The sequence below is a fragment of the Undibacterium sp. FW305-107 genome (assembly GCF_058788535.1).
This window is the reverse complement of record NZ_JBYTAV010000001.1, coordinates 756,075-782,089: the sequence shown is the minus strand read 5'-3', so window position 1 is coordinate 782,089 and position 26,015 is coordinate 756,075. Positions and strand designations below refer to the sequence as shown.

The window sequence follows — 26,015 nt, the reverse complement described above, 5'->3', positions numbered from 1 at the left end:
TTGAGCGGCGTCATGCTTGTCACTTTGTTTCGTTTTCTTTCCATCTTTCCATTGTCGGTCTTGCATTTTTCTGGAGCCGCGCTGGGTTGGCTCGTCTATTTGCTGTCTGGATCGTATCGCCGCCGCCTGAAGCAGAACATAAGCCGAGCCGGTTTTCCTCAGCATTTGCATGTCGCTGTGCGTGAAGCTGGCAAGAATATCCTGGAGCTGCCATTTATCTGGTGCGCCAAGCCGGAAAGGGTATTGAAGACTGCAACGATAGAGAACTGGGAACTGGTACAGACCGCGCTGGATGCCAGGAAGGGTGTGATATTTTTGACACCACATCTGGGTTGTTTTGAAATCGTCGCCCAAAGCATCGCCGTGCGCACCCGCCTGACAGTTTTATATCGCCCACCGCGTAAAGCTGCTCTCAAGCCGCTGATAGAGGGAGCGCGTGCGCGTGACAATCTCTTGCTGGCACCGGCGAACTTTTCCGGTGTCAGGATCATGGCCAAGGCGCTCAAAAAAGGCGAGGCGATAGGCCTGCTGCCCGACCAGGTGCCGCAAGAAGGCGAGGGCGTCTGGGCCAAATTCTTTGGCAAGCGCGCCTATACCATGACACTGTCTGCCAAATTGCATGGTATGACAGACGCACCGATTATCCTGACTTTTGCTGAACGCCTGCCCGGCGGGCGTGGCTATGTGATCCGCTTCGTGCCCTTTGAAGAAGAACTGGGTACGGATCCGGTGGCACAAGCTACTGCCATCAACCGTGGCATGGAAAAACTCATTGCGCTATCCCCTGCACAGTATTTCTGGAGCTATAACCGCTACAAGAAACCTGACGGTGTCGACGACCCCGAAACAGGCGCGGACAGGGAGCCGGCATGAGGGCAGTGCTGGTCTTGATGTGGATATTGCATTGGTTGCCCTTGTCGGTGCTGGGTCGCCTGGGTGAGGGGGTAGGCAGTATATTGTTTATGCTGATACGCAAGCGCAGGCATATCACACTCACAAACTTGTCACTTTGCCTGCCTCATTTGAGCCAGGCTGAACGGCAGGCTATCGCCAAACGTCATTTTCAGGTCTATGCCCGCAGCGTGCTGGAACGCGGCATACTCTGGTGGGCTTCTGAAGCGCGCCTGAGACGCTTGATCCAGCTTGACCCTGCGGTACCCGTGGCGGCAATGAGTGATGGTGCAACGATATTGATGTGCCCGCATTTTGTCAGCCTCGATGTGGCCGGGGTGGCCGTCATGCTGGAGTCTAACCTGTGTTCAATTTATACCCGTCAGCGCAGCCAAGTGTTTGATGCTGCTTTACGCAAAGGTCGTTCACGTTTTCGTCCGGTCAAGCTGTTTTCACGTGCTGAGGGCGTCAAGCCCATCATACGCGCGATGCGTGAAGGCTTGCCTTTCTTTATGTTACCGGACATGGATTTTGGTGCGAAAGATGCCGAGTTTGTGCCTTTCTTTGGTGTTCCTGCAGCGACTCTGACAGCAGTGCCGAGAATTGCTGCCACTACCCGTGCCAAGGTCATCCCCGTCATCGCCACGATTTTGCCTGACTACAAAGGCTGGAAAGTGACTTTTCACGAACCTTGGCAAAATTATCCGGGTGAAGATATCGTGGCAGCTACGCGATATATGAATACCTTCATTGAGCAGGAAATCCTGAAAGCGCCAGCCGAATATTTTTGGGCGCACAAGCGTTTCAAAACACGCCCTCCTGGTGAGCCTGGTGTTTACTGAGTCAGGCCTGTGACGGCCTGCGCCGTCAGTTCCAATTCTTGCTGTATCCATCCCAAAAATGCGGTACGGCGCTGGTCTTCATCAAAGGGCAGGGCTGACAATAAAACGTAGTCACTACCATCCTCCAGGAAAGTATGTGGTGCTACGAGTTGCCCGCCGCGCACTTCATCTTCCACCATATAGGCCGACGCCATGGCGACACCCAGGCCAGCGCAAGCTGCCTGCAGGCTCAGGTAAAAGTGTTCATATGTCGCCCTGCTTTTGCCACGTGCAGTTTGTTTGCTGAGTTTTTGCCATTGTGGCCAGGCATCGGGACGTGTTGCAGTATGCAGCAGGCATTGCTGGTTCAGTTGCAGCTTGCCTTGTTTGAGTAGGTTCGGTACGCAAATCGGGGCAATTAATTCTTGAGCCACTTTGGCGAAATGATAGCTTGCATCCCAGGCAAAATCATTGCGCCGCAAAGCCAGGTCGATGTGACCATGACGCAAATCCACGGCCCCACCGGCAGCAAATAAATGAATGTCCAACTCTGGATGTAACTGCCTGAATTTGCCCAGGCGCGGGATAAGCCAGCGCATGGCTATCGTCGGCTCGCAAGACACCACCAGCGGTTGATCATCTGTCTGCTTGAGCTGACGCAAGCCAGCTTCCAGTTGTCGCATGATGTCAGTGCAAGTGCCTTGCAAGCTCAGTCCGGCACGCGTTAAAAAGATAGCGCGGTTGCGGCGTTCGAATAATTCCACGCCCAGGTTTTCTTCCAGTTGCTTGATCTGGCGGCTGACCGCACCGTGGGTGACATGCAGTTCTTCCGCAGCCCTGACCAGGCTTAAATGGCGCGCGGCCACTTCAAACACGCGTATGGCATTCAGCGAGGGTAAGTGACCAGGCATGTGTGAGATTTTCTCAATGATATGTCTCAGTATATATCGATTTTCATCATTGCTGTAAGGCTTCAGAATCTGTGCATACGTGATCGTGCATCACAAATCGGATCACAAATGAATACTTTATCTTGAGGAAGAAAATGACAGAACTCATTGCCGTCGCCATCATCACTATCCTGGCCGTCATCAGCCCTGGAGCTGACTTTGCCATGGTCACCAGGAACAGTTATCTGTATGGTCGCCGTGCAGGTTTGCTGGCCGCCAGCGGCATTGCACTGGGCGTGCAGGTACATGTCATGTACACCATGCTGGGTGTGGGGCTGCTGATTGCCAAATCCCCCAGCCTGTATTTCGCCATCAAGATCATCGGTGCGATTTACTTGATTTATATTGGCTACCAGACTTTTTTTGCCCGCGCCGTCGTGAATGCAGAGGCCGGAGCGGAGCAGTCCTTGAATAATCTGGCGGCCTTGCGTGCTGGTTTCATGACCAATGCCTTTAACCCAAAAACTACTTTATTTGTCCTGAGTACTTACACCCAGGTCGTGCAAATCGATACCAGCCTGTTGGCACAATTTGGCTATGGCTTGTTCATGTCTGTCGCACACTGGATATGGTTCAGCCTGGTTGCCCTGTTCTTTTCAGATAACCGTCTTCGTGCCAGCATGCTCAGGCAGCAAGTGATATTGAATCGGTTCATAGGCGCTGTGCTGATAGTCCTGGGGGTATCCCTCGCCAGTTTGCCAGCCTTGCATTAGTGATAGCGTGTTTAACTGGAGTTGACGAAGTTTGGATCCGAGCCTACAATTGCGTCAGGTGCTAAGGGGCGCCTTCCCGCACAAGAGGCTCTCACCCTGCAAATGCACATCCAGATTAATGTGATAATTGCCATGTTTCGTTTGACGTCAGCGGGTCGTCGATAAGCGAACTGGAGTTCATCATGTTATCGTCGCACTACCTATCTTTGTTCATCATACAACAGCCCATATTGACTGGAGCTGCAGCATGAACGCACTTACTACAGAAATCAAAACCCGCGCCCGTTTATTGCAAAAACTGCTGGAGACACGCAATACCGCAGCCAGCAAACGCGCCCTGATCTTAAGCCGCCAGCGCAACTGGGAAATCCCCGAGAGCTGGCAACTCAAGCACTGCATGAACCTGGCTGCTGCCGATACCGGTTTCCAGAACTGGGAACATGCCCGCATCGTCCTCGGTGGCGAAGTCAAACCTGGTGAAGACATGGGGGACTTCTGGCACGGTCCCGAAGTGTCTGTCTTCATCAATCACTGGTATGCCAGCTATGCTGAAGCGCAAGAACAATTGCAGGCGAATGAAGCCGGTTATTTGCTGCCTTACCGTCGTCAGTATTTGGTCGTCACCAGTGATTATTTGCAGGCGCTGGGTGTCAGTGCCGCTGCTGAATATTGGGACTCTATCGGGCGTGATCTGGTGCAGGGTTACGGCAGCGCAAACTGGCTGAACCTGGCGCAGCAACGTCTGCAATCCAGCCGCACCGAGCGTTTCAAGGCGAACTGGGATGCTTCCCAGATCATGCTGGATTTGCAGTCTACCGAAGTTGAGGCTGAACGGGTGATGAAGTCTTTCGTCAAGAACGGGCGCCTGGTGAGTATTCCTGAGCAGCGTAAAAAGCGACTGGTAATCTTGCGCTGGCTGGTGGATCAATTACAGTTTGATCGGCGTTATGTCGAGGCTGATATCAATAGCTTCTTGCTGCAGTTTCATTCTGATTTTGCGACCTTGCGGCGGGAGTTTATTATGAATGGATTGATGGAGAGGGCGGAGGGGGAGTATTGGAGAGTGTGAGCTATGTCTGCGATTTAATGTAGATGAAATCGTGGTTTTGATATACATGCCAAGCTGAAGAAATTCAAATTAACAGCAATAAAGTTATCGTCATTCCACCGGGCTGGCGCTCCAGCGTGCTTTTGGCTGGAATCCAGCGGTGTTCGTTGCATACTGTTAGGTATAGTAATTTCAGATCCGTCGTGTTTTGCGCATTTGTTTTTGAAATACGCTTGCAGGTCATTTATGATTGCCGGTCGGGGGTAGCCCGACAGCTACATACCTTTCTTGCGTCGCCAAGAAAGGTATGCCAAAGAAGGCGACCCAGGCGTAGCCGCCCCTGCGGGGTTCCCGTTTGTGCAGTACAAAAAATGGGAAAGTCCGAAAACTCGCTACGCTCAAACATCGGCCTTTCTTTTTCCATTTTCTGTACAGCACAAACGGCGGCTACACATGGGAACGGCAAAAGTCAAAAGCAACCGCAAATTCAACAGCAACAGCAACGTCACCACGACCGCAGCTTATATCCTTCATACTCAATCGTTCAACCGATTTACTCCACTCCAACCAGCAAAGGCAAGCTGACATTGACCGCCAAGCCTCCATTCTCACGATTGGCAAACCGTATCTCGGCATGCAGTTGTATCGCCAGTTGTGCCACGATCGCCAGGCCCAAACCAGCGCCGCCTGTATCGCGGTTGCGCGAGGATTCGAGTCGCACGAAAGGTTGCATGACGGCGTCCCACTGGTCTTCGGGGATGCCGGGGCCGCGGTCTTGTACGGTGATGACTGCATGCTGTGCATCGCTACTTAGAATAAGCTCCACTTCATTGCCAAACTTCAGGGCATTGTCAATGAGGTTGCCCAGCAGGCGGGAGAGGGCCAGAGGGCGGGTTTGTATTATCTGGCTGCTATTGCCACGCAGGCCGACTTGCTGGCCGGTGTCGCAATAGTCTTGTACCAGGCTGCCTGCGAGGGCGTCGAGCTTGATCTTGCTGCTGGCTTCCTGATCGGCTTGCAATTGATTTTGTACCTTGGCGTAGGCCAGACCTTGCTCTACCAGTTTTTGCATGGCTTGCAGGTCAGCCTGCATCTTATCCCGATGGGTATCGTCGTCCATGAGTTCTGTGCGCAGGCGCAGGCGGGTGATGGGGGTTTGCAGGTCGTGAGTGATGGAGGCCAGGATTTGCATGCGCTCAGCCAGGTAAGTGTCTATGCGTTCTTGCATGTTCTGGAAGGCGGTAGCAGCACGGAATACTTCTCGCGGGGCACGGGCAGGAAACTGCGGCCTGGCACCTGGCTTGACCATGGCGTCGGCTGCTTCAGCCAGCATGGCCAGCGGGCGCGTCGCCGTCCTGACGGCCAGCCAGGCAGCCAGCATGATAATGGCAAGCTGTACGCAGAGCAGTGAGAACATGCTCCATTGTATGGTGTAAGGTGTTGCAGTCAGGCGCACGGTGATCGGCGTGCCATCACTTAAGGCCAGATGCAATTGCAGGATTTTTTTATCAGCTTCCATGCGTACGCTGATCCTGATCTTTGCCTGATGTTCGAGGTTGTTTTTGATGGCCTCTATCGCCTCGTTGGCAATGTCGAGGTCTATGCTGTCCCTGGCATCTGCGGGGGCGGCCTGCAAAGCATATTCATAGTTATTGCGGGCCAGTTTATCCAGCCAGGCCCGACGTTCACTGACTGGCAGGCGATCGAGGAAGGAAATCGCATTGGCGACATCCTTGCCTACCGAGTAGACCATGTGATTTTTCCTGACCTGCATCTTGTCCCATTGCGACGAGGCAAACGAGAGTGCATACGCCATCAGCAGGGCACTGAGCAAGATCAGGCACAGGCGGCCAAACAGGGTGTGCGGCCAGTGCGGGCTTTCTATGATGTGCATCAGGGCTCCTTTGCTGCCGTGACTTGCGCACAAAATACATAACCTTCGCTGCGCACGGTTTTGATGTAGCGTGGCTCACGCGCATCATCACGCAAATGCTGGCGCAAGCGGCTGACCAGCAAGTCGATGGAGCGTTCGAACAAGTCGGCATCGCGGCCCTGGGTCAGGTTCAGTAACTGGTCACGATTTAATACTCTTTGCGGGTGCTCGACAAAGACTTGCAGCAAGCGGTATTCAGCACCGCTAAGTGTGACCATGACAGCATCTTTATCAAGCAGATGACGCGCCAGGGTATCGAGTTGCCATTCACCAAATTGCAGCATGGCGGGTGGTTTTTGTTCGCGCAGCTTGGGTGGCAGCATGCGCGTGCGGCGCAAGACTGCTTTGATGCGTGCCAGCAATTCCCTGGCGGCAAAGGGCTTGGTCAGGTAATCGTCGGCACCCATCTCCAGTCCGACCACACGATCGGTTTCTTCTGCGCGTGCAGTCAGAAAAAGTATGGGAATGACTTTATGTGGGCTGGAACGCAGTTCACGGCACAGGCTTAAACCATCTTCACCCGGCATCATGATATCGAGCACGATGAGGTCGATGGCATTGCCTTCGAGCAAAGCGCGCATTTGCTTGCCACCTGCCGCCGTACTGACCTTGTTGCCATTCTTGCGCAGGTACAGGGCAGTCAGTTCGCGTATTTCTGCATCATCATCAACGATGAGGATGTGATCCGGGGATTCAGTGTTTTCCATGTGCTGGGACGGTTGTGGACTGGTTGCTCATTCTTGATGCGCATTTTTGATGATTCATTTCATAGTGCTTTATAGCTTAAATCGTGGCTGAGACAAAATCTTTTGTATCCCAGTGTATCTGAGTGCCGTTGACACATAGTCAGATGCAAATATGGCATTCCCTGACATCTGCCAGATACCTTGCGCCTGTCTAATGACATTGCCGTGATGAATTCATCACCTCTACAACTCAAGGAGAACTGACATGAAAAAGCAAATGATCGTTATTACCACTTTCGCCGCTGTATTGATGAGCGCCTGGTCTGCCCAGGCGCAGCAAGTTGGTTTGTCTGATTACTACCTGGCACCTGTGGAAGCTGAAATCCAGGCCAATCATCATGCCAGCAGCAAGGCTGGCGCAGTCGCCGGTACCTGGCTCACGCAAAGTGGCAGCCTGGAAGTGCAGATCAGCAATTGTGGTGAGGCTTTGTGCGGCAAAGTCAGCAAGGTCATTGATATGGGCAATGTCAGCAACATGGCTGCCATGGGTGCTACCGCAACATCCGTGCCTGCGATACCTGTGCTGGGCAAGACCATCATGGAAGGTTTTACGCCAGCCAAGGCCGATACCTGGTCAGGCAAGATTTTTAACCGTGCCGATGGCCAGACCTATGCTTGCCAGATGCGCATGCTGAGCCAGACTGAGTTGGAAGTTACCGCATACAAGGACAAGCCAGAAAATGGTCGTACCCAGGTGTGGACGCGCGTATCAAATACCGTTACTGCGCAAAAATAAAAATGGGAGCATCACCTGATGCTCCCATTTCATTTTTTAATATCAATCCAGAATTACGGCAGCAATTCAATTTCCCCCGGCAACAAGGTATTGGCTGGCAAGGCATCGAGTTGTTTCAGACGCTCATAATAAGGCGTGAAATCCGGTGCCGTGCCATCAAACAATTGCTGGAAATTGTCGATGACAAAATAAGTTTCCTGGAAGCTGTCTATCTTGTACAGGGTTTGCAGGCAGCGTTCTATTTCAAGATGGATATGGCGTGAAGGCGTGCCCGGTTTCAGGCAGTACTCGACTTCACCGCCTGATGACAGGATGCCCGCGCCATAGATGCGCAAACCCTTGTCAGTCTTGATCAGGCCAAACTCTACCGTGTACCAGTACAGACGTGCCAGATAATCCAGACCACCCAGCTTCATCGCCTTCAAACCCCCCTTGCCATAAAGCTGCATATAGTCGGCAAAGACAGGATTGAACAGCAGCGGCACATGACCGAAATAATCGTGGAAGACATCTGGCTCGACGATGTAATTGAACTCCTCAGGCTTACGCAACCATACGGTAATGGGGAAGCGGCGGTTTGCCAGGTGTTCAAAGAAAGTCAGTTCAGGGATCAGTCCGGGCACGGCAACGATGCGCCAGCCAGTTGCAGCAAACAACTCCTCTGAAGTGCGCTCAAACTTCGGGATGCCGCCAGAAGCATCCATCTTGTGCAGTGCTTCTATGAACTCGTCGCAGGCACGGCCAGGCAAGAGTTCCATCTGGCGCTGGTAGAGCTTGCGCCACAGGGCGTGTTCTTCTTCTGTATAGGCAGCCCAGTCTTGCTCGACTACGTATTGATCGTCGGCTTTTTCATAATTGCCGCGCAGGGCTGCGCCATTGGATTTTTCGGCAACGGTGGCGAGGAAATCGTCGTTGCTGACAGTAGCAGCGGAAGTATCGATAGTATCCATATTTTTTCAGTGAAAAAGGCCGGCATCAAGATGATGGCCAGCCTCTCTCATATCTCCATTAGCTGTTGACGGAAATCAGGCAGTTGTTTCGTCTTTGATGACGCCACGACGGATCTGATCAAGCTCAATAGATTCAAACAGGGCGCGGAAATTACCTTCACCAAAACCCTGATCGCCCTTGCGCTGGATGATTTCAAAGAAGATAGGGCCGATGACTGTGGTCGTGAAAATCTGCAGCAGCAATTCACGTGATGTTTCTGTGCTCTTGCCATCAACCAGGATGCGCAGCTTGCGCAATTCTTCCAGGTTTTCACCATGGCCAGGCAGGCGGCGGTCAACCAGATCATAGTAAGTTTCTATGGTGTCCTGGAATACCACGCCATTGGCTTTCATGCCGCTTACTGTGTCATAGATATTGTCTGTACCCATGGCGATATGTTGCACGCCTTCGCCGTGGTACAGGTCCAGGTATTCAGCGATCTGGGATTTGTCATCCGAGGATTCATTGATAGGAATACGGATTTTGCCGCAAGGTGAAGTCATGGCTTTGGACTTCAGGCCTGTGTGTTTGCCAGCGATATCGAAGTAACGGATTTCGCGGAAGTTGAACAGGGTTTCATAGAAATCTGCCCATTCTTTCATGCGGCCACGGTGTACATTGTGGGTCAGATGATCGATATAAGTCAGGCCCTTGCCGACAGGATTGGAATCCACACCTGGCAGTGCCACGAAGTCAGCATCATAGATACTGATATTGCCGATGGCACCTGCATCTGCACCATCTTTGCCATGCCAGCGGTCAACGAAATAAATCAGGGAATCACCAATGCCTTTGATGGCAGGGATATTCAATTCCATAGGGCCGGTTTTATTGTCAAAACCCCAGGCACCCAGTTCCAGCGCGCGCTTGTAGGCAGCGTTGGCATCCTTGACGCGGAAAGCGAATGCGCAAACGGATTGACCATGTTTGCGGGCAAATTTTTGTGCGAAAGAATCTGGTTCTGCATTGATGATGAAGTTCACACCACCTTGGCGGAACAGAGTCACATCCTTGGTGCGGTGCTTGGCTATCGCTGTGAAACCCATGGTGACGAATAATTCGCCCAGTGCTTTTGGATCGGGTGCTGCGTACTCGATAAACTCAAAGCCATCAGTACCCATAGGGTTTTCCCAAGTTTGGAAAGTCATGCCTGTCTCCTCAGTGTGATCATCAGTGTTTGCTGCATCTTCCGCTTTTAGGGCTGGTTTTGATGTAGCTCAAGTTCTCAGTATAGTCTGCAAAACGCGCCATATAATTGCAAAATAACCCAATGGATTATCAATTTGAGCAATAATATTGCTTAATTTATTTAGTATGGAGCAGATTATGCTTGAAGTTGAACTGGATAAGATAGACCGCAAGATACTGGCGATTTTGCAGGCCGATGGCAGGCTGACCAATCAGGAAGTGGCAGAGCGTGTCAATCTCTCACCTTCCCCTTGTTTGCGGCGCATCAAGCGCCTGGAAGATAGCGGTGTCATCCGCAAATATGTTGCCTTGCTGGAACCGGCCAAGATAGGCCTGGGTTTGCTCGCTTATGTCAATGTGCGCCTGGAAAAGCATAGCGATAATCCTGGCAAGGGTGCTTCGCGCTCACCGCGCGATGATTTTTCGGCCTCGGTAGGGCAGTGGCCTGAGGTGGTGGCCTGTTATGCGATGACGGGAGAAATGGATTATCTCTTGCGTGTGCATGTGGAAGACATGAATCACTTTTCACGTTTTATGATGGAGACGCTGTTGCGTCATCCTGCTGTGCTGGATGTGAAGTCTAGTTTTGCCTTGCAGCAGATTAAGGATACGACGGCATTGCCGGTGGTGGTGGGGGCGTAAGGGTAGCGGTTTTTTTGAGGGATGTGCTGACAGCGACATTTTATATATTTAGCCTTCAAATCGTCGCTCCAGCATAGGCTCGGTGTCTAGCGGCGTTCGTTGCCTTGCCATACTTTGATTAAAACGCTTGCTCTTCGTGGACACAAGCCGGGTCTCGGCCCGGCAGCCGAAATACTTTCTTTGCGTCGCCAAAGAACGTATTCAAAGAAAGGCGACCCAGGCGTCGTCGCCCCCTAAAGGGGGTTCCCGTTTGTGCAGCACAAAAAATGGGAAGATCCGAAACTCGCTTCCCTTGCAGGGCGCACAATCGCTTGCAAGCGATTAGCCGTTACGCAGGCGGGCAGCATGCTGCCCGAAACCCCTGCTACACCTCAAACAGCGGCTCTTCTATTTCCATTTTCTGTACCGCACAAACGGCGTCGACACATGGGAACTGCAACAGTCAAAAGCAACGTCAATGCGACTTGCAAACGAGATTCGTTGGGTTGGATTAATCAACGAACTGGATACAAAGAAGTCAGTTTTTGTTCTCCTTGCAACTTTCTCTGATCTCAGTGTGACCGTGGTGAGATGCTTTAGCTCAACTACTTGGAGCTATCCTTCATCCCCGGCAAATTACTCAGCCATTTGGCAGCAGCGCGGGTATTTGCCTTGATGCTGTAATCAATCGCTGCTACCTGTTCTTGCATGGCTTCCTTGAGTACGCTGGCGGCGTCTGCTGGCATGAGTTTGAGGTAGGCGTCGGCTTCGCCGTAGGCGCGGTGGATTTCCATGCCGGCTTTTTTGGCGATGTGTATCATGGTTTGGTTCGATGACAGGCAATGCATGTACAGGGTGTCAACATCGTCATTGCGACAGTGGATGGCGCCGCGTTCAAACAGTTTGGAACCTATGCCTTTGCCACGGGCAGAACTGGAGACGGAAACGCCAAATTCGGCGACTTTGTCTTTGTCTGTAGCCTCGTCATCTTCTGCGCGTGGGGCATAGGCCAGGTGGCCGACGCCGACAATGCGGAAATGATGGCTGATGACGCCAAATACCTTGTCGCGGGAGAAATCGATACCGTCTACATATTTTTCTATCATCGCATCCGGCAAGTAAGTACCGAAACGCAGTAAGCGGTCACTTTCTTCAAGGCCAAGAAAGTGTTTCATGATGCGATGCCTGTCCTTTTCTGACAGTTCTTTGACGAAAACTGTGGATTTGGATGATTTTTTTGCTGAATCTAACAAGTGATTGGGATCTTCTGGAAAAATATCTGACGCATTCATAGCAGCTCCTTATGGGTAGCCTTTTTGTGCAGTGCACAATGCATTGTAGTTGATCTATGCGGATTATTCCAGAAAAGCCCAAGTTTTGAGAATAAAACTTCTATTCTCTTCATTTTAACTAAATTTAACTGAATTTAACTGTTTTTGGCCCCTAGCGCTGCAATCCTGGCTGCCCGTATCTCCACGGGAATCTGTGCTGGATTATTGACATGCAGGTTGGCTATCTCACCCCCATTGACTTGCTGTGCCACTTCCAGCGCTTTGCTGAGTTGGATTTGTGGCACATATGCAGTGTCTGCCTGAGCATACAGGCAAGCTACGGCACTTAATAATTCATGGAAGCGCTGGGGCTTGCGGTAAGCATCGCAGCGTCCCAGCAAATCTATGACGTCAGCAGCGGACAGTGATGCGGCATCTTTAATGCGCAAATGCTCACGCGCCAGCATGACAGAGAGGTCGCGGCATTCTGCCGGCACTTTCAGTCGCTGGCTGATGGCATCGGCCAGTGCCATGCGCTGTTTTTCCTGTGCAATGATAACTTGTCCGTCCGTTTGAACAGCAAGCAGGTCATGCAATAACACGGCATAGCGTGTCGTCAAGGGTTGGCCTGTTTGTGCCGTGGCATCCAGCAAGCTCATCAATTGTTCAGCCTTGCTGGAGTGATTTGCTGCGGGGATAGTCCATAAGACATCAAGCTCAGGCAACAGCCTTTGCAGCGCACCGCAACTGCGCAAGACTTCAAACATGCGTGAAGGACGTGCTTCCATCAAGCCACGTGAAATTTCTTGCCATACGCGTTCTGCCACGAGGGCATCGACTTCACCGGCAGTTACCATGGTTTGCATCAGCGCGGTAGTTTCTTGTGCTACGCTGAAATCATTTGGTGGCGTGGCAAAACGGGCAGCGAAGCGGGCCAGGCGCAAGATGCGTACCGGGTCTTCGCAAAACGCCATTGATACATGACGGAATACGCGGTTCTTCAGATCCTGCAAGCCGCCGTAAGGGTCGATGATATTGCCATCATCATCCTGGGCCATGGCATTGATGCTGAGGTCGCGCCGTATCAGATCCTGTTCCAGCGTGACTTCCGCATCGGTATGAAATACAAAACCCTTGTAACCGGCAGCGGTCTTGCGTTCGGTGCGGGCCAGGGCATATTCTTCATGGGTTTTGGGGTGCAGAAATACCGGGAAGTCCTTGCCAACCGGCAGAAATCCTTTTGCCAGCATGTCTTCAGGTGTGGCACCAACCACGACAAAATCACGGTCTTGTACAGGGAAGCCCAGCAAGGCATCGCGCACGGCACCGCCTACGATGTATGTCTTCATCTATGTCTTTGCAGAGCTAGCGCTCAATCACCATGGCGGCTGTCATGGCCGGGCATGTTTTCAGTTTCCATTAAGGCTTCCCTGACCCACAGGGCTACTGCAGGGTGGGCGATGACGCGGTCAGCATAGGCTTGCAGGGCCGGTGCCAGCGATACACCATAGGTGCGGAAGCGCATCACGACTGGAGCATAGAATGCATCGGCGATAGAGAATGCACCAAACAGGAATTCATGCGCTCCATACAGGGCCAGGCAATCTTCCCAGATTTCACTGATGCGCCCTATGTCTGCCTGTGAACCTATGGTACGTCCCTTGCCAAACAGGTCTGCGCGGATATTCATGGGCATGTCAAAGCGCAGCGAAGAAAAACCGGAATGCATTTCGGCGCAGATGCTGCGTGCGGTTGCTCTGGCTGCCACATCTTCCGGCCATAGGTTGAGTATGGAAAATTGTTCGGCCAGGTATTCGCAAATCGCCAATGAATCCCATATCGTGATTTCACCCGCCAGCAAGACAGGCACGCGACCAGCGGCAGAATATTCGGCGATACGGTTGGTGGTGTCTGGCTGGTTCAGCAGTATGCGTATTTCTTCAAAGGGGATGCCAAATGCCTTCATCAGCACCCAGGGGCGCATGGACCAGGACGAGTAATTTTTATTCCCTATCACCAGGCGCAAACCAGCACGGTGCTGATCCAGCATGGCGGCCAGGGCAGGTTGCATTTCTGTATCTTGCATGATGTCTACACTTGAAAATTAAGGAAGATCAGGGTCGCCAGCAGTCATGCCCTTGGGCACGACGACGCCCAGGCGTGTCTTCAGTGATTGCGGTTTTTTCTCGAACAGGGCGGCGTAGTAAGTCGCATTCGACAAGACGTTTTTGACATATCCTCGGGTTTCGTTGAAAGGAATCGTCTCGGCAAAAATAGCTCCCTCCACCGGCTTGCTGAGCTTGGAACGCCAGGCGCGCGGACGGCCAGGGCCAGCATTATAGGCAGCTGATGCCAATGCTTGCGAGCCACCCAGGTCAGTCAAGACCATGTTCAGATAATTTGTGCCCAGGGCAATATTGGTTTCCACATCATTGACCTGGTTGGGCACAAAATTACCCAGGCCAATTTTCTTGGCTACATAACGCGCTGTTGCCGGCATCAATTGCATGAGACCAGATGCACCCACATGTGACTTGGCATTCATGATGAAGCGTGATTCCTGGCGTATCAAGCCATACACCCAGGCCATGTCCATACCCAGTGCCTGGGTAGTCTTGTACATGCTGTCGTTGAATGGTGTGGGGTAGCGCTGGCTGAAATCCAGTTCACCCTTGGTGCGATCCGAGGTATTCACCATGCGGTCAAGCAAATTGTTTTGCCTGGCCAGTTCAGCTGCCGCCAGATGCTGGCGTTCGCTCATCTTGCGCAATTCCCAATTCCATTCACGCGTGCCTTCAAAGCGCAAATTCATGGTGTAAAACCTCAACGCCCTTTGCAGGTTGGGGTTTCTTTCCATTGGTGCCAGTTCTTCTGGCGTCAATGGCTTGACGGTCGCTGGTAAACCTATTTTTTGACCCTGCTCTTCGAGCGCGAGCTGGCCATAGAAATGCAACTGATCGGCGATGCTGGCAAACTGCGCGCGCGCTTCTTCGTTCTTGCCTTCTGCCTTCAGGGCACGGCCATACCAATAAACCCAGGTTGGATCGCTTTTCAGGTTGGCAGGCATGGCGGTGATACTGGATTTCACCAGCTTCCAGTCAAGTTCACGCAAGGCCGTGCGGGTACGCCATTGGTAAGCCTCCACCGTTAAGGGGGCAGCTTCGCTTTTTTGCCAATAGCCTAATGCTTCTGGCTCCAGTTTCAAGGCAGCCTGCATGGCGATCTGGGCCCAGCCCAAGGCGCGTTCATTATCAGTGAACAGGGCTGCATGACGACTTAGTGTAGCCGCAGCCTGTTCATGATCAGTTTTTGCCAGGCGACCAAGGGCAATCAGGTAGAGCTCATGCGCAGCATGTCCGGCATCGGGTGCTTTTTTCAACAGGCCAGCGGGTTTGTCGATGACTTCTGCGACTTGTTTTTCTGGCACATTGAGCAGTTTGCCCATACGTTGCGCCAATGGTGTGGCACCGTTTTCTGCTGCCATGCGCATTTGCGCCCACAAATCATACTGGTTGAATTGTCCAGTTGTGGCCAGATAAGTTACCAGGGCATGACAGCCTTCGCCATAATCGCGTGGGCTATTGAGCAAGTTGCGTGCTTCGGTCGCCACTTTCTGTTGCTTCATGGCTTTCGATAGCAGGGAATAGCAGCGCAACTGATTATCATCAGCAACGACAAATTGCGGGTATTGCTGATCGAACAAGTCCCACTCACCGCGTCTGCCCAGCAATAACAACCAGTCATTACGCAGCCGGTCAGCAATCGCGCTACCTTCATACTTGCTAATAAATTCACGGAATTCGTTATTGCTGGTTTTTACCAGGCGCGCCCGTATGCGGTAATAATCGACATAGGAAGGGATGTCATAATTCTTCAGTGTCGCAGCATATTGCTCGGCACTGGCGGCATCATCATGGAAAGCCGCATCGCGCAAGGCCATGAAGCGGTCATCATCATTGGCAATCAGGCCCCTCTTCGCCGGTGCTGCGTAGGCGAAAGGACTTGTTGCGAAACCTGCTAAGATCATCAGGCTAAGACCAGCTAAACTTTTTTTCACAGACATCTTTTAACAGTTTGAGATTACATTTCTGACAGTATGACACAGCCCAAGAATAGCGAACACAAAGTCATCGTTGAAACAGCGCAAAGTCGTTCTGAATTGCGCAAGCTTTTACGCAAAAAACGCCTGGATATGACGGCAGATCAAAAACTGGCGCTGGATACTGAGATCGGAAGACAATTACTTGCATGGTACAGGCAAAACAAGCCAGCCAGCCTGGGGGTATATTGGCCGATACAGGCTGAACCGGATTTGCGCCCCTGTTACCAGCAATTGCTGGATAGCGGCTTGCACCTGGCCTTGCCACTGGTGACAGGCAAGGACATGGCCTTGAGTTTTCTTGACTGGCAAGCCGGAGATGTCATGACGGTCGATAGCTACGGTATCGCCATCCCCGCGCATGGCAGGCTGGTCAGCCAACCGTCGGTCCTGATTATTCCCTGCCTGGGCTGGAATAAAGCAGGCTATAGGCTGGGCTATGGCGGCGGTTTTTATGACCGTACTCTGGCAGCCAGCCCACGTCCTACGGCGATAGGTATCGCCTACGCCTGCACTGAGGCTGAATTTGCCTCAGAGCCGCATGATATTGCGATGGATTTCATCATTAAGGCTTAGAGGCTGTTGCGAAATTAACCTGGCGTTGTTGCGCCTCCTTGCCGTACTGAAGCACTGTCTGCGTCGGTGACGCCTGGCCACCTTAATTTCGCAACAGCCTCTTAAATTAAGACAGGCCTTATTTTTCACACCAGGTTTGCCACATGGCGCGGTAAGCTGCTTCCAGCTTGCGGCAAAAACCGGGTTCATCCATGAGCTTGCTGTTTTGCATCTGGCTGCGCTGGCTCAAACGCAAGGTGTTCAGATAGTCTGGATTGGATGCCAGGCTGACGACTTTTTCTACATACTCCTCTTCTGTACGGGCTATCCATTCTGGTCGTCCCAGGCCTTCCAGTATGCTGCTGCCTATACCACCAACGCCGGGGCGACCCAGCAGGGTCACAAAGGGCACACCCATATACAGGGTTTCAAACAGGGTTGTGCCAGAATTATGCGGGAAGCAATCCAGGCCTATGTCTATCCCCCTTAGTACATCCCATGGCGGGCTATGGACGCCTATCTGCAGGCGATTTTTGCTTATGCCCAGCGCCGCAAATTTATCTTCAAAGGCGGTGCGCATGGCAGTATCACTGAAGTTGCTGCTGTCTATCACCAGCCTGGCATTTGGCAGTCGTTGCAATATTTTTGCCCAGGCATGCATGACTTTGTGATTGATGCGTACTGCACGGCTTAGTGTGCCTAGCGTGATATAGCCATTTTTCAGAGCTGGCAGGGTAGAGACTGGACCCATGCCATCCTTGGGCCGGTAGGCAAATACGGGGCTATCGACACGCCAGATTTTTTCTGCAAACAGGGCTTCTGTCCGGTGCGGGGCCGTGCATGAGTCTGCCAGAAAATAATCGATGGCCTGCAAACCGGTCGTGTAGCCATAACCGAGCCAGGACAGGGATATCGGTGCCGGTTTGCGGGCGAACACCCGCAGACGGTTATTGCCAGTGTGCCCGGCCAGGTCTATCAGTATGTCTATGCCATCAGCACGGATTTGGTCTGCCAGTACGTCATCACTTAAATGTGAAGTCGATACCCAATGATCGGCATAGCCGCGATAGCGTGCGGATACAGCATCTTCAGTCTGGAGTTCAGAATAGGCATAAATCTCGAATTTGCTCTTGTCGTGATGAGCGAGCAGTGGCTCAAGAAAATACTGTACCGGATGCTGGCGCAAATCAGGTGAGACATAGCCTATTTTCAGGCGACGATCAGCTGTCTTGCTATTTGTATGAGGGCGCTGCAATTGATATAGCGGCGCCGCAAAGCGCTGTTCATATTCACGGTAAGCAGCAAAAATTTCTTCTGCACTCAGGTCAGGGTGATAGTTCAGGGCGAATAGCAGATTGCCATAGGCTTCAGAAAAATTCGGGCGGTATTCCAGCGCAAGGCGATAAGCATCCACCGCTTCGGCGATCATGCCCTGGTCATCAAACAGGGCACCCAGGCTGTTATATACATCGGCAAAATCTGGCTTGAGCTTGATCGCCTGTTGAAAGCACTTGTGTGCCGCGGTAAACCGGCTAAACAACATATGCAACTTGCCATAGTCATGCAGGACAGTGAAGGAATCGGGATTGAGTTTGAGTGCCTGCTGATAACAGGCCTCAGCTTCCGCATAGCGTTTTTGTTCGGATAGCAAACGCCCCAGATTGCCATGATGATCTGCATTGCCAGGTTCAAGCGCGAGCGCTTTGCGGTAATTTGCTTCTGCCTGGGCGACCTGTCCGGTACCGCTGTAAATATGGGCAAGATTGTTCAGGGCGATACTGAAGCAAGGATTGCATTCGAGACTGCGCTGATAGCTGGCTTGCGCCTCTTTTAATTTGCCCTGCGCCTGCAAAATCACGCCAAGATTGCCATGTGCTTCTGTGAAATCTGGTTTGAGTTGTATTGCCTGCTGATAATGTTGTATGGCATCCTCAACCAGGCCCTGTTCCTTGAGTACAACCGCAAGGTTATAGTGATGAAGCGGTTCAGCCGGTGCCTGGCTGATCATCTGCCTGTAGATGTTTGCCGCATCAGCAAAACGCCGTTGTTGCATATACAGGTTCAGCAGACTGTCACGGGCACTGGCATTATCCGGTTGGCGTTGGCAGAGATTTTGCAGCAAGGTTTCAGCATCGGCCTGCCTGCCCAGCTGCTGATACAGGTTGATCAGGAAAAAATCGGCATTCACCAATTCAGGTTGCGCGGCAATCGCTTTTTGGAAACAGGATTCTGCCTCTGTCATGCGTCCCTGGCTCGCATGTATCATGCCCAGGTTGCAATAGCCGTAGTAGTGCTGGGTGTCCAGTTTAAGTAATTCTTCGTAATGTCGTACTGCCCCGGCAAGATCGTCACGTTGTTGCAATAACAGGCCAAGATTGAAGTGCGCATGCGTCAATTTCGGGTTGATTTCCAGCGCACGCGAGTACGCCTGTTCTGCCTCGGAATTTTTGCCCATGAGTGAGAGGCTGACAGCAAGATTGAAGCAGGCAATGGTATGGTCCGCTTGCTGGGCAATAACGTGCTGGTAACACTGCACGGATTCGGCAAAGCGTGACTGGCCATCCAGTGTCAGGCCCAGATTGATCCAGGTTTCCAGCGACTCTGGTCTGGCTTGCAAGACCAGGCGGTACAGCGCTTCGGCATCTGGCAAGAGCAATCTCTCATACAGTCTGTCAGCCAGGATATTGACGGGCAGGTTTTCTGCCGGATCCAGCCCCAGTTTTTGATAAGCAATAGCAATGGCATTCTGCTCGTCTGCCAGCATGACAGTAGTCGTCGATGCAACTGGGGTGTTTTGTCCGGTCGGGGGTACGGGCGCAGATGCCGGAGCACGTTGCTCAGCAACGGCTTCTACAGGCTGTTGTTGGGAAGATTCTGTTGACTTTGAAAAAGTGTTTTTAAGCCATTTCAACATGGGAGCTGGTCGTCTGGTTGGTCTCAAGTTCAAGTATTTTAACCAGTAATCAGCGTTACTGGCGGCAAATCGAATTAAGCAGACGGCGAGCTCCCGGATTGCTCAGCGAATGATATCCGGATTCAACACCTCTTCATCTACCCTCGGCGTTTGTCCGCGCAAGACTGAATTGCCACTATACAGAGTACGCTGGTCTATCCTGGCTGGCTGGCACCAGTGGGCTTCCTGCATTTCCTGGTTCAGACCGTAGACGGACAAGGCATTGGCATACACCACTTTGTGGATGACTTCGGCAGAGATGCCACGGCTGGCCATCAGGCGGGCTGATTTGGGTACAGCCAGTGGGTCAGACACGCCCCAGTCACAGGCAGAGTTGACGATGATGCGTTCAGGGCCATACTGCTTGACGATGTCAGACAGCCTTTCATTACCCATCTTGGTGGATGGGTAAATCGTGAAGGCGCACCAATAGCCGCGGTCCAGTACCTCTTGCACGGTTTCTTCATTATTGTGGTCGATGACGCAACGGGCCGGATCAAAGCCACATTCCTCCAGCACATCCATGGTTCGGGTGGTGCCGCGTTTCTTGTCACGGTGTGGCGTGTGTATCATGATGGGCAGTTCAAATTCCAGCGCCATGGCGATTTGTGCACGCAGGGCTTTGTCTTCAAGTTCGGTCTGCTCGTCGTAGCCAATTTCACCGAGTGCCACCACACCTTCCTTGCCGAGATAGCGTGGCATGATGTCGAGCACCGCTTCTGCCAGTGCCGGGTTATTCGCTTCTTTGGGGTTGAGGCCGATTGCGCAATAATGGCGTATGCCAAACTGCCCGGCGCGAAAACGCTCAAAGCCGGTGATGGTAGAAAAATAATCGATGAAACTGCCTACATTGGTACGCAATTGCCCCAGCCAGAAAGCCGGTTCTATGACAGCGACAATACCGGCCCTGGCCATGGCTTCATAATCATCGGTAGTGCGGGCGATCATGTGTGCATGCGGGTCTATCATCATGCCATTGCCACCGCTGGGCAATTGACGGAATGCTGCCTGCCCCTGTTGCAGTTGCCCGGCCTGGGCAAGCAGGTTTTGCAGCATCTGGGGCGTGATCGTGCCATTGCAGCAGGGGCAGGTCACTGCACGGTCAGAAAACATTTCATCGACTATCGTGCTGTCGGCGACGAAGTTGCCTGGGTAATTACCTGGGTTCGTTCCATTCTCGTTCATTTGCCTGCTCCTGATTCGTATTTTCAAACATGATCTTCAAACATGATTTTTAAAGCGATGTCCTTGATATCTGCTGCATGGACATCATTCCTGTCATCTGCCACAACCTTATCCAGTATCAGCAAAGGACCATCGGCCACATCATCCACCGGCCTGCCATGCGAGCCTTTGACCAGGCTGGCATCGAGGCCAATGACGTTCATCAGGCTGCGGAAACCCAGCATGCGCTTGCCCAGCCGCCATGCCACTGCCAGTTTGGGGAAGCGGATATTCTTATCGACAAACAGCTCAGCGGGGTCATAGCCGGGTTTGCGGTGTATTTCTACCGTGCGTGCAAAATCGGGCGCGAGTGCATCGTCTTGCCAGTAATAGTAAGTGAACCACGAGCGCTTGTCTGCCATCACCACCAGTTCGCCAGAACGCGGGTGATCCAGCCCTATCTCTGCCCGCTCACTGCCAGCCCAGATTGTTTCTACGCCAGCGACATTGCTGAGCAACCTGCGCACGGGGGCGATCAGTTCCGGCCTGGAAATATACACATGGGCAAACTGATGATCTGCCACGGCATAAGCACTGGAGGCGATAGGGTCCAGCAATTCAGCACCATCTTCTTCACGCACGACCAGGTAGCCTGCTTCGCGCAAGATGCGGTTCAGGTGCACAGATTGGTCAACGGCAGTAATGCCATATTCAGACAAGACCATGACGCGACGGCCAGCCTGTTGCGCATGGGCAATGAGATCACCAGCCACTTCATCAATTTCACGCAGCGACTGTTGTACTGCGGGATTAGTCAGGTCTGGCCCGTGCCTTTGCAAGTCATAGTCCAAATGCGGCAGGTACACCATGGTCAGGGTTGGGTCTTTATCGCTGATCGCCAGTTTGGCGGCATCGGCTATCCAGCGGCTGGATTTGATCGTAGTAGCCGGTCCCCAGAATTGGAACAAGGGGAAAGCCCCCAGTTTTTTTGTCAGTTCTGCGCGCCAGTCTGGCGGAGTCGTATAGCAGTCCGGCAGCTTGCGGCCATCTGCCTTGTAGATAGGGCGAGGGGTAATGCCGTAATCATGGCTGGATGCCATGTTGTACCACCAGCACAAATTCGCGCAAGTGAACTTGGGGTCACGCGCCTTGCCCGCTTCCCAGATTTTTTCTCCCGCCACGAGTTTATTGGATTGTCGCCAGAACCAGATTTCTGCCAGGTCGCGGAACAGCCAGCCATTGCCGACGATGCCATGTTGCAGTGGTGCCAGTCCCGTCATCAGTGTTGCCTGCACAGTACAGGTGACGGCGGGCGTCACCGTTTGTAAAGGCAGCAGTTTGCCCTGCTCAACAAAGGCTTTGAGCCTGGGGGTATATGCCCCCAGCAGGCGCGGTGTCAGTCCAACTATATTCAATATCAGCAAGGCTTGCATGGGGCTGTCTTTTGTCATTCGCTAAGGTGAAAAACATGATTTGTGCAAAGGCGCATACGTGGAAGCCGTGGGATCCAGATTAGCTTGTTGCCTGATTATCATCTTAACCTGCAGTTAATTGCAACCACAGTTTAATGAATAAATGTTTCTTTTTAATTAATTTCACTAAGGGTGAGTATTTAAACATTTGTTTCAAAATAAGCATTGATTAATTTGCAATAATGTTTCAATATTTGCGTTCGTATATTGCAATTAAATCTGTGACATCTGCTATTGGGGAATCAAATTTGTTGTTTGGCGGATTTGTAAATTTGCAAATAAATGCATATCAGTTTTATAATCATTTTCAGCAAGGCGCATTCAGGCACGACAGCAAACTGGAAATGGATACCCATGGAGAGGATTTATCGTGAAATTGGCTGAACTGAACAGCTTGCCCGATCTGGAGGTGACAGCACCAGCAGCCTTGCGTGGTACCTGGCAACAGCAACATGTACGCGTCGATTATTCCTTCCCTGTGGTATCGACCCGCGATGCCTTTGATATTGCCAATCCCGATTTTCGTGCAGTGATCACTTTGCGTGAACCGCAACGCTGCCATCGCATTGCCATTTTCCTGGATGAAGGTGTAGCCAGGGCCATGCCCGGCCTTGCCGAGCAAATCAGGACTTATATACGCTTCCATCATGAAGCCATGGAATTGATCGGTGACATCTTCATGATGCCCGGTGGCGAGGCCTGCAAGAATGATCCTGCCCTGGTGGAAAGGCTATTGCAGGCGCTATCTGAACGCGCGATAGACCGGCATTCCTATTCCATTGCCATCGGCGGTGGGGCCGTGCTGGATGCGGTGGGCTATGCCTCGGCGATCTTTCATCGCGGCGTGCGGCATATACGCTTCCCGACTACCGTGCTGGCGCAGGATGATAGTGGTGTGGGTGTCAAAAATGCGGTTAACTGGCAGGGACAAAAAAATCTCATCGGCACCTTTGCGCCGCCCTGGGCTGTCGTCAATGATGCGCGCTTTATTGATATCTTGCCCGCCCGTGAAAAGCGTGCGGGGCTGGCAGAGGCCGTCAAGGTTGCCCTGATACGTGACCATGCATTTTTCCTGATGATGGAAAAGCAGTTGTCCGCGCTTGCGGCATTTGACAGCGTAGTGTTGAATGCCGTCATTGCCCGATCCGCGAGTCTGCACATGCACCAGATTGCGCATGGCGGTGACCCTTTTGAAAGCGGCTCGGCGCGGCCACTGGATTATGGACACTGGGTTGCTCACAAGCTTGAGCGTCTGACTGCACATGCTTTATCGCATGGCGAGGCGGTTGCCATAGGTCTGGCGCTGGATGCGCGTTATTCCTGCCTGGCGGGTTTGTTGCCCGCCGGTGAAGACGCGCGCATCCATCATTTGCTGACGCAACTGGGTTTTGATTTGTGGCATCCACAATTACTGGCGCAAGATGCGCAAAGTGAATTACTGGTTCTACAGGGCCTCAAAGAATTCCGTGAACATCTTGGGGGGGAGTTAACCATCACCCTGCTGGCGGCCATAGGCAGTGGTGTAGAAGTGCATGAAATGGATGCAGAACGGGTGCGCTCAGCGATAGACTGGCTGCAAAATCTGCATGTAAATTCGACTGCAGATTTACAGCCTGCCATGGCTGGCATGTTGAGTTGAAGAAGAGGCTGACATGCAATTATCCCTGCCACCGCAAAACGTGCATTTGACTTACTGCACGAATATACATGCGGGCGAAAGCTGGGATGAAGTAGTGGTCAGCCTGGATGAAACTATTCCAGTACTCAGGAAGAAATTGGAGCTTGTTGATGGCCAAGCTTTTGGCATAGGTTTGCGCCTGTCAGCCATCGCTGCCGATAGTCTGGCCAGGCCTGTAGTCTTGCAAGAATTCAAGGCGCAACTGCAAAGGCTGGATGCCTATGTATTCACCATCAACGCCTTTCCTTATGGACCATTTCATACGGTCAGAGTGAAAGAACAAGTCTATCTGCCTGACTGGCGCGATGAAGAGCGCTTGCGCTATACCAGGCAATGCGCATTGATTTTGAGCCAGCTCTTGCCTGACGGTATGGAGGGCAGTATTTCCACTGTCCCCGGTGCATTCAAATCTGAAACGCAAACAGAGTATGCGCAGCAGCAAATTGTCGATCAGCTCATAGAGGCGGTTGCCATGCTGGCCCAGTTGGAACAACAAAGTGAAAAATGCATAGCCCTGGCATTGGAACCAGAACCTTGCTGCTTTCTTGAAACCATGGCTGAGACCACGGCCTTTTTTTGTGGCCAGTTGTGGGCACAGGACAGTATAAGCAAGCTGGCAGAATTATGCACCTGTACAGAAGCGCAAGCCGCCCGTCTGATGCGCCGTCATCTGGGTGTCTGCTATGACGTTTGCCATGCGGCTGTCGAATTTGAAGATCCTGTCAGTGCAATGCAAACTTTGACCGATCTGGGCATACGCATACCCAAGATACAGTTGTCCTGCGCCTTGCGCATCCCTGTCATGCATGCTGACATGGTGAATGAACTGCGGCGTTTTGATGATGGCGTGTATTTGCACCAGGTCGTGGTCCAGAATCAGGATAGCTTGCAGCGCTATACCGACCTGCCTGCTGCGCTGGCTGCTTATCAGGCTGGTCAGGCTGATGGTGAATGGCGTGTGCACTGCCATGTACCGATATTCTGGGACAGTGAAGAGCAATTGAGTTCAACACTGGGTTCAACCAGGACTGATTTGCTGGCGACTCTGCAAGCTTTGCGCAGGCAAGATCTTTCCGGTCATCTTGAAGTCGAAACCTATACCTGGGATGTCTTGCCCGCACATTTAAAAACTGAATCCAAAGCCCACGCGATTGCGCGTGAGCTGAGCTTTATCATGAAAGAACTGCTGACATGAATACTTTAGTCATGAACAACAGCCGCATGGGTATTTATTTGCGGCTGGGTCGGGTGTCCAACCTGCCTACGGTATGGACCAATGTGCTGGCAGGTGCCATCGTTGCTGGCAGCATTACTGGCCGCCCCTTGTCCCCCATGCATACCTTATTGGTCATGTTGGCGATTTCTTTTTTTTACTGCGCGGGCATGTATCTGAATGATGCCTTTGACCGCGAAATCGATGCCCGCGAAAGACCGGGGCGCCCCATTCCCTCAGGTCAGATCAGCGCCAGGGCAGTGTTTGCCATCGGCTTTGTCTTGCAGGTTGCGGGCATTGCCATACTCAGTTACTACGGCACCTGGGCCATCGTTTGCGGTTGCGCACTGGCAGCCACCATCTTGCTGTACAACGTCTGGCACAAGGGGAATCCGCTTAGTCCGCTGATCATGGGTCTGTGCCGCGCTCTCGTGTATTTTGCAGCCGCGGCCAGTGCCATGGTTATCACCGGTAACGTGGCCGATGATAATTTGCTTAATGCTGGCAGCAGCCTGCCTTTGACAAATACCGTGCTGGTGAATACCACCGTGGTGCTGGCGGCACTCGCTATCTGGGCGCATGTGGTCGGGCTGACTTATGCAGCAAAACAAGAGAGCCTGAATCGCCTGGGCAGTCTGTGGCCCTTGCTGATACTGGCCCTGCCCGTACTTTTGTATGGCAGCCGTTCTGTCACCAGTTGGGCTGATGGTGGCCTGGCTTTATTGATGTTGCTGGCCCTGATCATGGCTGACATTATTGCTGTGCGCTTGCTGATCACCCGTCATATCGCGGGTGCGGTACCCAAGGCTGTGGCGCAATTGATTGCGGCAACTTCCTTGCTGGATGCGCTGGTGATAGCCATCGCCGGTGGTGGTGTTGCTGCCGTAACGTTTTGCCTGTGTGCCTTTGTCATGACCAGGGTTTTGCAACGTGTCATTCCCGGAACCTGATCCATCATTTGAAGGCTGCCATC

At 52.3% G+C, this 26,015-nt stretch carries 22 protein-coding genes; 10 read left to right on the top strand and 12 right to left on the bottom strand.

Annotated features, from left to right (window positions below):
* Positions 1–12 precede the first annotated feature (12 nt).
* Both AC3WQT_RS03610 and AC3WQT_RS03605 read left to right on the top strand, forming a co-directional pair.
* Positions 13–873, top strand: a complete 861-nt coding sequence (locus AC3WQT_RS03610) for a lysophospholipid acyltransferase family protein (protein ID WP_492702341.1) — start codon at positions 13–15, stop codon at positions 871–873.
* Positions 870–1,733 (top strand): LpxL/LpxP family acyltransferase, encoded by an 864-nt coding sequence (locus AC3WQT_RS03605; RefSeq protein WP_492702339.1) that lies wholly within the window; start codon positions 870–872, stop codon positions 1,731–1,733. The genes AC3WQT_RS03610 and AC3WQT_RS03605 overlap by 4 nt, the downstream gene beginning before the upstream one ends.
* Here the strand turns inward: AC3WQT_RS03605 and AC3WQT_RS03600 are convergent.
* Positions 1,727–2,623, bottom strand: a complete 897-nt coding sequence (locus AC3WQT_RS03600; RefSeq protein WP_492702337.1) for a LysR substrate-binding domain-containing protein — start codon at positions 2,621–2,623, stop codon at positions 1,727–1,729. The genes AC3WQT_RS03605 and AC3WQT_RS03600 overlap by 7 nt on opposite strands.
* Positions 2,624–2,757: 134 nt before the next feature.
* Here AC3WQT_RS03600 and AC3WQT_RS03595 point away from each other — a divergent pair, with 134 nt between their 5' ends.
* Both AC3WQT_RS03595 and AC3WQT_RS03590 read left to right on the top strand, forming a co-directional pair.
* A complete protein-coding gene (locus AC3WQT_RS03595; protein ID WP_492702335.1) occupies positions 2,758–3,375 on the top strand; it encodes a LysE family translocator in 618 nt (205 codons plus the stop codon).
* Positions 3,376–3,622: 247 nt separating this feature from the next.
* Complete coding sequence (locus AC3WQT_RS03590) at positions 3,623–4,444, top strand: DUF2087 domain-containing protein (RefSeq protein WP_492702333.1); 822 nt, start codon at positions 3,623–3,625, stop codon at positions 4,442–4,444.
* Between the two features lie 532 nt (positions 4,445–4,976).
* Here AC3WQT_RS03590 and AC3WQT_RS03585 read toward each other — a convergent pair.
* Both AC3WQT_RS03585 and AC3WQT_RS03580 read right to left on the bottom strand, forming a co-directional pair.
* Positions 4,977–6,317 carry an ATP-binding protein gene (locus AC3WQT_RS03585; RefSeq protein ID WP_492702331.1) on the bottom strand — a complete coding sequence of 447 codons (1,341 nt, stop codon included), beginning with the start codon at positions 6,315–6,317 and terminating at the stop codon, positions 4,977–4,979.
* Positions 6,317–7,063 carry a response regulator gene (locus AC3WQT_RS03580; RefSeq protein WP_492702329.1) on the bottom strand — a complete coding sequence of 249 codons (747 nt, stop codon included), beginning with the start codon at positions 7,061–7,063 and terminating at the stop codon, positions 6,317–6,319. Before AC3WQT_RS03580 ends, AC3WQT_RS03585 begins: the two co-directional genes overlap by 1 nt.
* 244 nt (positions 7,064–7,307) lie before the next feature.
* On the opposite strand from AC3WQT_RS03580, the gene AC3WQT_RS03575 reads away from it, so the two are divergent.
* On the top strand, positions 7,308–7,838 hold the full coding sequence (locus tag AC3WQT_RS03575; protein ID WP_492702327.1) for a DUF2147 domain-containing protein: 531 nt from the start codon (positions 7,308–7,310) through the stop codon (positions 7,836–7,838).
* 53 nt (positions 7,839–7,891) lie between these two features.
* Here AC3WQT_RS03575 and phhA read toward each other — a convergent pair whose 3' ends face one another.
* Together phhA and hppD are read right to left on the bottom strand one after the other, a co-directional pair.
* Complete coding sequence (gene phhA / locus AC3WQT_RS03570; RefSeq protein WP_492702325.1) at positions 7,892–8,788, bottom strand: phenylalanine 4-monooxygenase; 897 nt, start codon at positions 8,786–8,788, stop codon at positions 7,892–7,894.
* 75 nt (positions 8,789–8,863) lie between these two features.
* Positions 8,864–9,976: a 4-hydroxyphenylpyruvate dioxygenase gene (hppD, locus tag AC3WQT_RS03565; protein ID WP_492702323.1), complete on the bottom strand. Its 1,113-nt coding sequence runs from the start codon at positions 9,974–9,976 to the stop codon at positions 8,864–8,866.
* A gap of 178 nt (positions 9,977–10,154) precedes the next feature.
* Here hppD and AC3WQT_RS03560 point away from each other — a divergent pair, with 178 nt between their 5' ends.
* The gene (locus AC3WQT_RS03560; RefSeq protein WP_492702321.1) at positions 10,155–10,658 is read left to right on the top strand and encodes an Lrp/AsnC family transcriptional regulator; all 504 of its coding nucleotides are present in this window, start codon (positions 10,155–10,157) and stop codon (positions 10,656–10,658) included.
* 584 nt (positions 10,659–11,242) lie between these two features.
* Here AC3WQT_RS03560 and AC3WQT_RS03555 read toward each other — a convergent pair.
* The 4 genes from AC3WQT_RS03555 to AC3WQT_RS03540 all read right to left on the bottom strand — a co-directional run bounded on the left by AC3WQT_RS03555 (position 11,243) and on the right by AC3WQT_RS03540 (position 15,971).
* Positions 11,243–11,929, bottom strand: a complete 687-nt coding sequence (locus tag AC3WQT_RS03555) for a GNAT family N-acetyltransferase (protein WP_492702319.1) — start codon at positions 11,927–11,929, stop codon at positions 11,243–11,245.
* A gap of 134 nt (positions 11,930–12,063) precedes the next feature.
* On the bottom strand, positions 12,064–13,257 hold the full coding sequence (locus AC3WQT_RS03550; RefSeq protein WP_492702317.1) for a multifunctional CCA addition/repair protein: 1,194 nt from the start codon (positions 13,255–13,257) through the stop codon (positions 12,064–12,066).
* Positions 13,258–13,280: 23 nt separating this feature from the next.
* The gene (locus AC3WQT_RS03545) at positions 13,281–13,994 is read right to left on the bottom strand and encodes a glutathione S-transferase family protein (protein ID WP_492702315.1); all 714 of its coding nucleotides are present in this window, start codon (positions 13,992–13,994) and stop codon (positions 13,281–13,283) included.
* Between the two features lie 18 nt (positions 13,995–14,012).
* The gene (locus tag AC3WQT_RS03540) at positions 14,013–15,971 is read right to left on the bottom strand and encodes a lytic transglycosylase domain-containing protein (protein WP_492702313.1); all 1,959 of its coding nucleotides are present in this window, start codon (positions 15,969–15,971) and stop codon (positions 14,013–14,015) included.
* A gap of 33 nt (positions 15,972–16,004) precedes the next feature.
* On the opposite strand from AC3WQT_RS03540, the gene AC3WQT_RS03535 reads away from it, so the two are divergent.
* Positions 16,005–16,583, top strand: coding sequence for a 5-formyltetrahydrofolate cyclo-ligase (locus AC3WQT_RS03535; RefSeq protein WP_492702311.1), 579 nt, complete (start codon positions 16,005–16,007; stop codon positions 16,581–16,583).
* 118 nt (positions 16,584–16,701) lie between these two features.
* Here AC3WQT_RS03535 and AC3WQT_RS03530 read toward each other — a convergent pair whose 3' ends face one another.
* The 3 genes from AC3WQT_RS03530 to AC3WQT_RS03520 form a co-directional block, all read right to left on the bottom strand.
* On the bottom strand, positions 16,702–19,476 hold the full coding sequence (locus tag AC3WQT_RS03530) for a tetratricopeptide repeat protein (RefSeq protein ID WP_492702309.1): 2,775 nt from the start codon (positions 19,474–19,476) through the stop codon (positions 16,702–16,704).
* Positions 19,477–19,578: 102 nt separating this feature from the next.
* A complete protein-coding gene (locus AC3WQT_RS03525) occupies positions 19,579–20,700 on the bottom strand; it encodes a TatD family hydrolase (protein WP_492702307.1) in 1,122 nt (373 codons plus the stop codon).
* A 23-nt stretch (positions 20,701–20,723) separates the two neighbouring features.
* Positions 20,724–22,130 (bottom strand): alkaline phosphatase family protein, encoded by a 1,407-nt coding sequence (locus AC3WQT_RS03520; protein ID WP_492702305.1) that lies wholly within the window; start codon positions 22,128–22,130, stop codon positions 20,724–20,726.
* A gap of 391 nt (positions 22,131–22,521) precedes the next feature.
* Between AC3WQT_RS03520 and AC3WQT_RS03515 the strand changes: the two genes are divergently transcribed.
* From AC3WQT_RS03515 to AC3WQT_RS03505, 3 genes are read left to right on the top strand one after another with little or no spacing between them, the layout of a single operon-like run.
* On the top strand, positions 22,522–23,790 hold the full coding sequence (locus AC3WQT_RS03515) for a 3-dehydroquinate synthase (protein WP_492702303.1): 1,269 nt from the start codon (positions 22,522–22,524) through the stop codon (positions 23,788–23,790).
* 13 nt (positions 23,791–23,803) lie between these two features.
* A complete protein-coding gene (gene eboE / locus AC3WQT_RS03510; RefSeq protein ID WP_492702301.1) occupies positions 23,804–25,024 on the top strand; it encodes a metabolite traffic protein EboE in 1,221 nt (406 codons plus the stop codon).
* Positions 25,021–25,992 carry a UbiA family prenyltransferase gene (locus tag AC3WQT_RS03505; RefSeq protein ID WP_492702299.1) on the top strand — a complete coding sequence of 324 codons (972 nt, stop codon included), beginning with the start codon at positions 25,021–25,023 and terminating at the stop codon, positions 25,990–25,992. The genes eboE and AC3WQT_RS03505 overlap by 4 nt, the downstream gene beginning before the upstream one ends.
* Positions 25,993–26,015 lie beyond the last annotated feature (23 nt).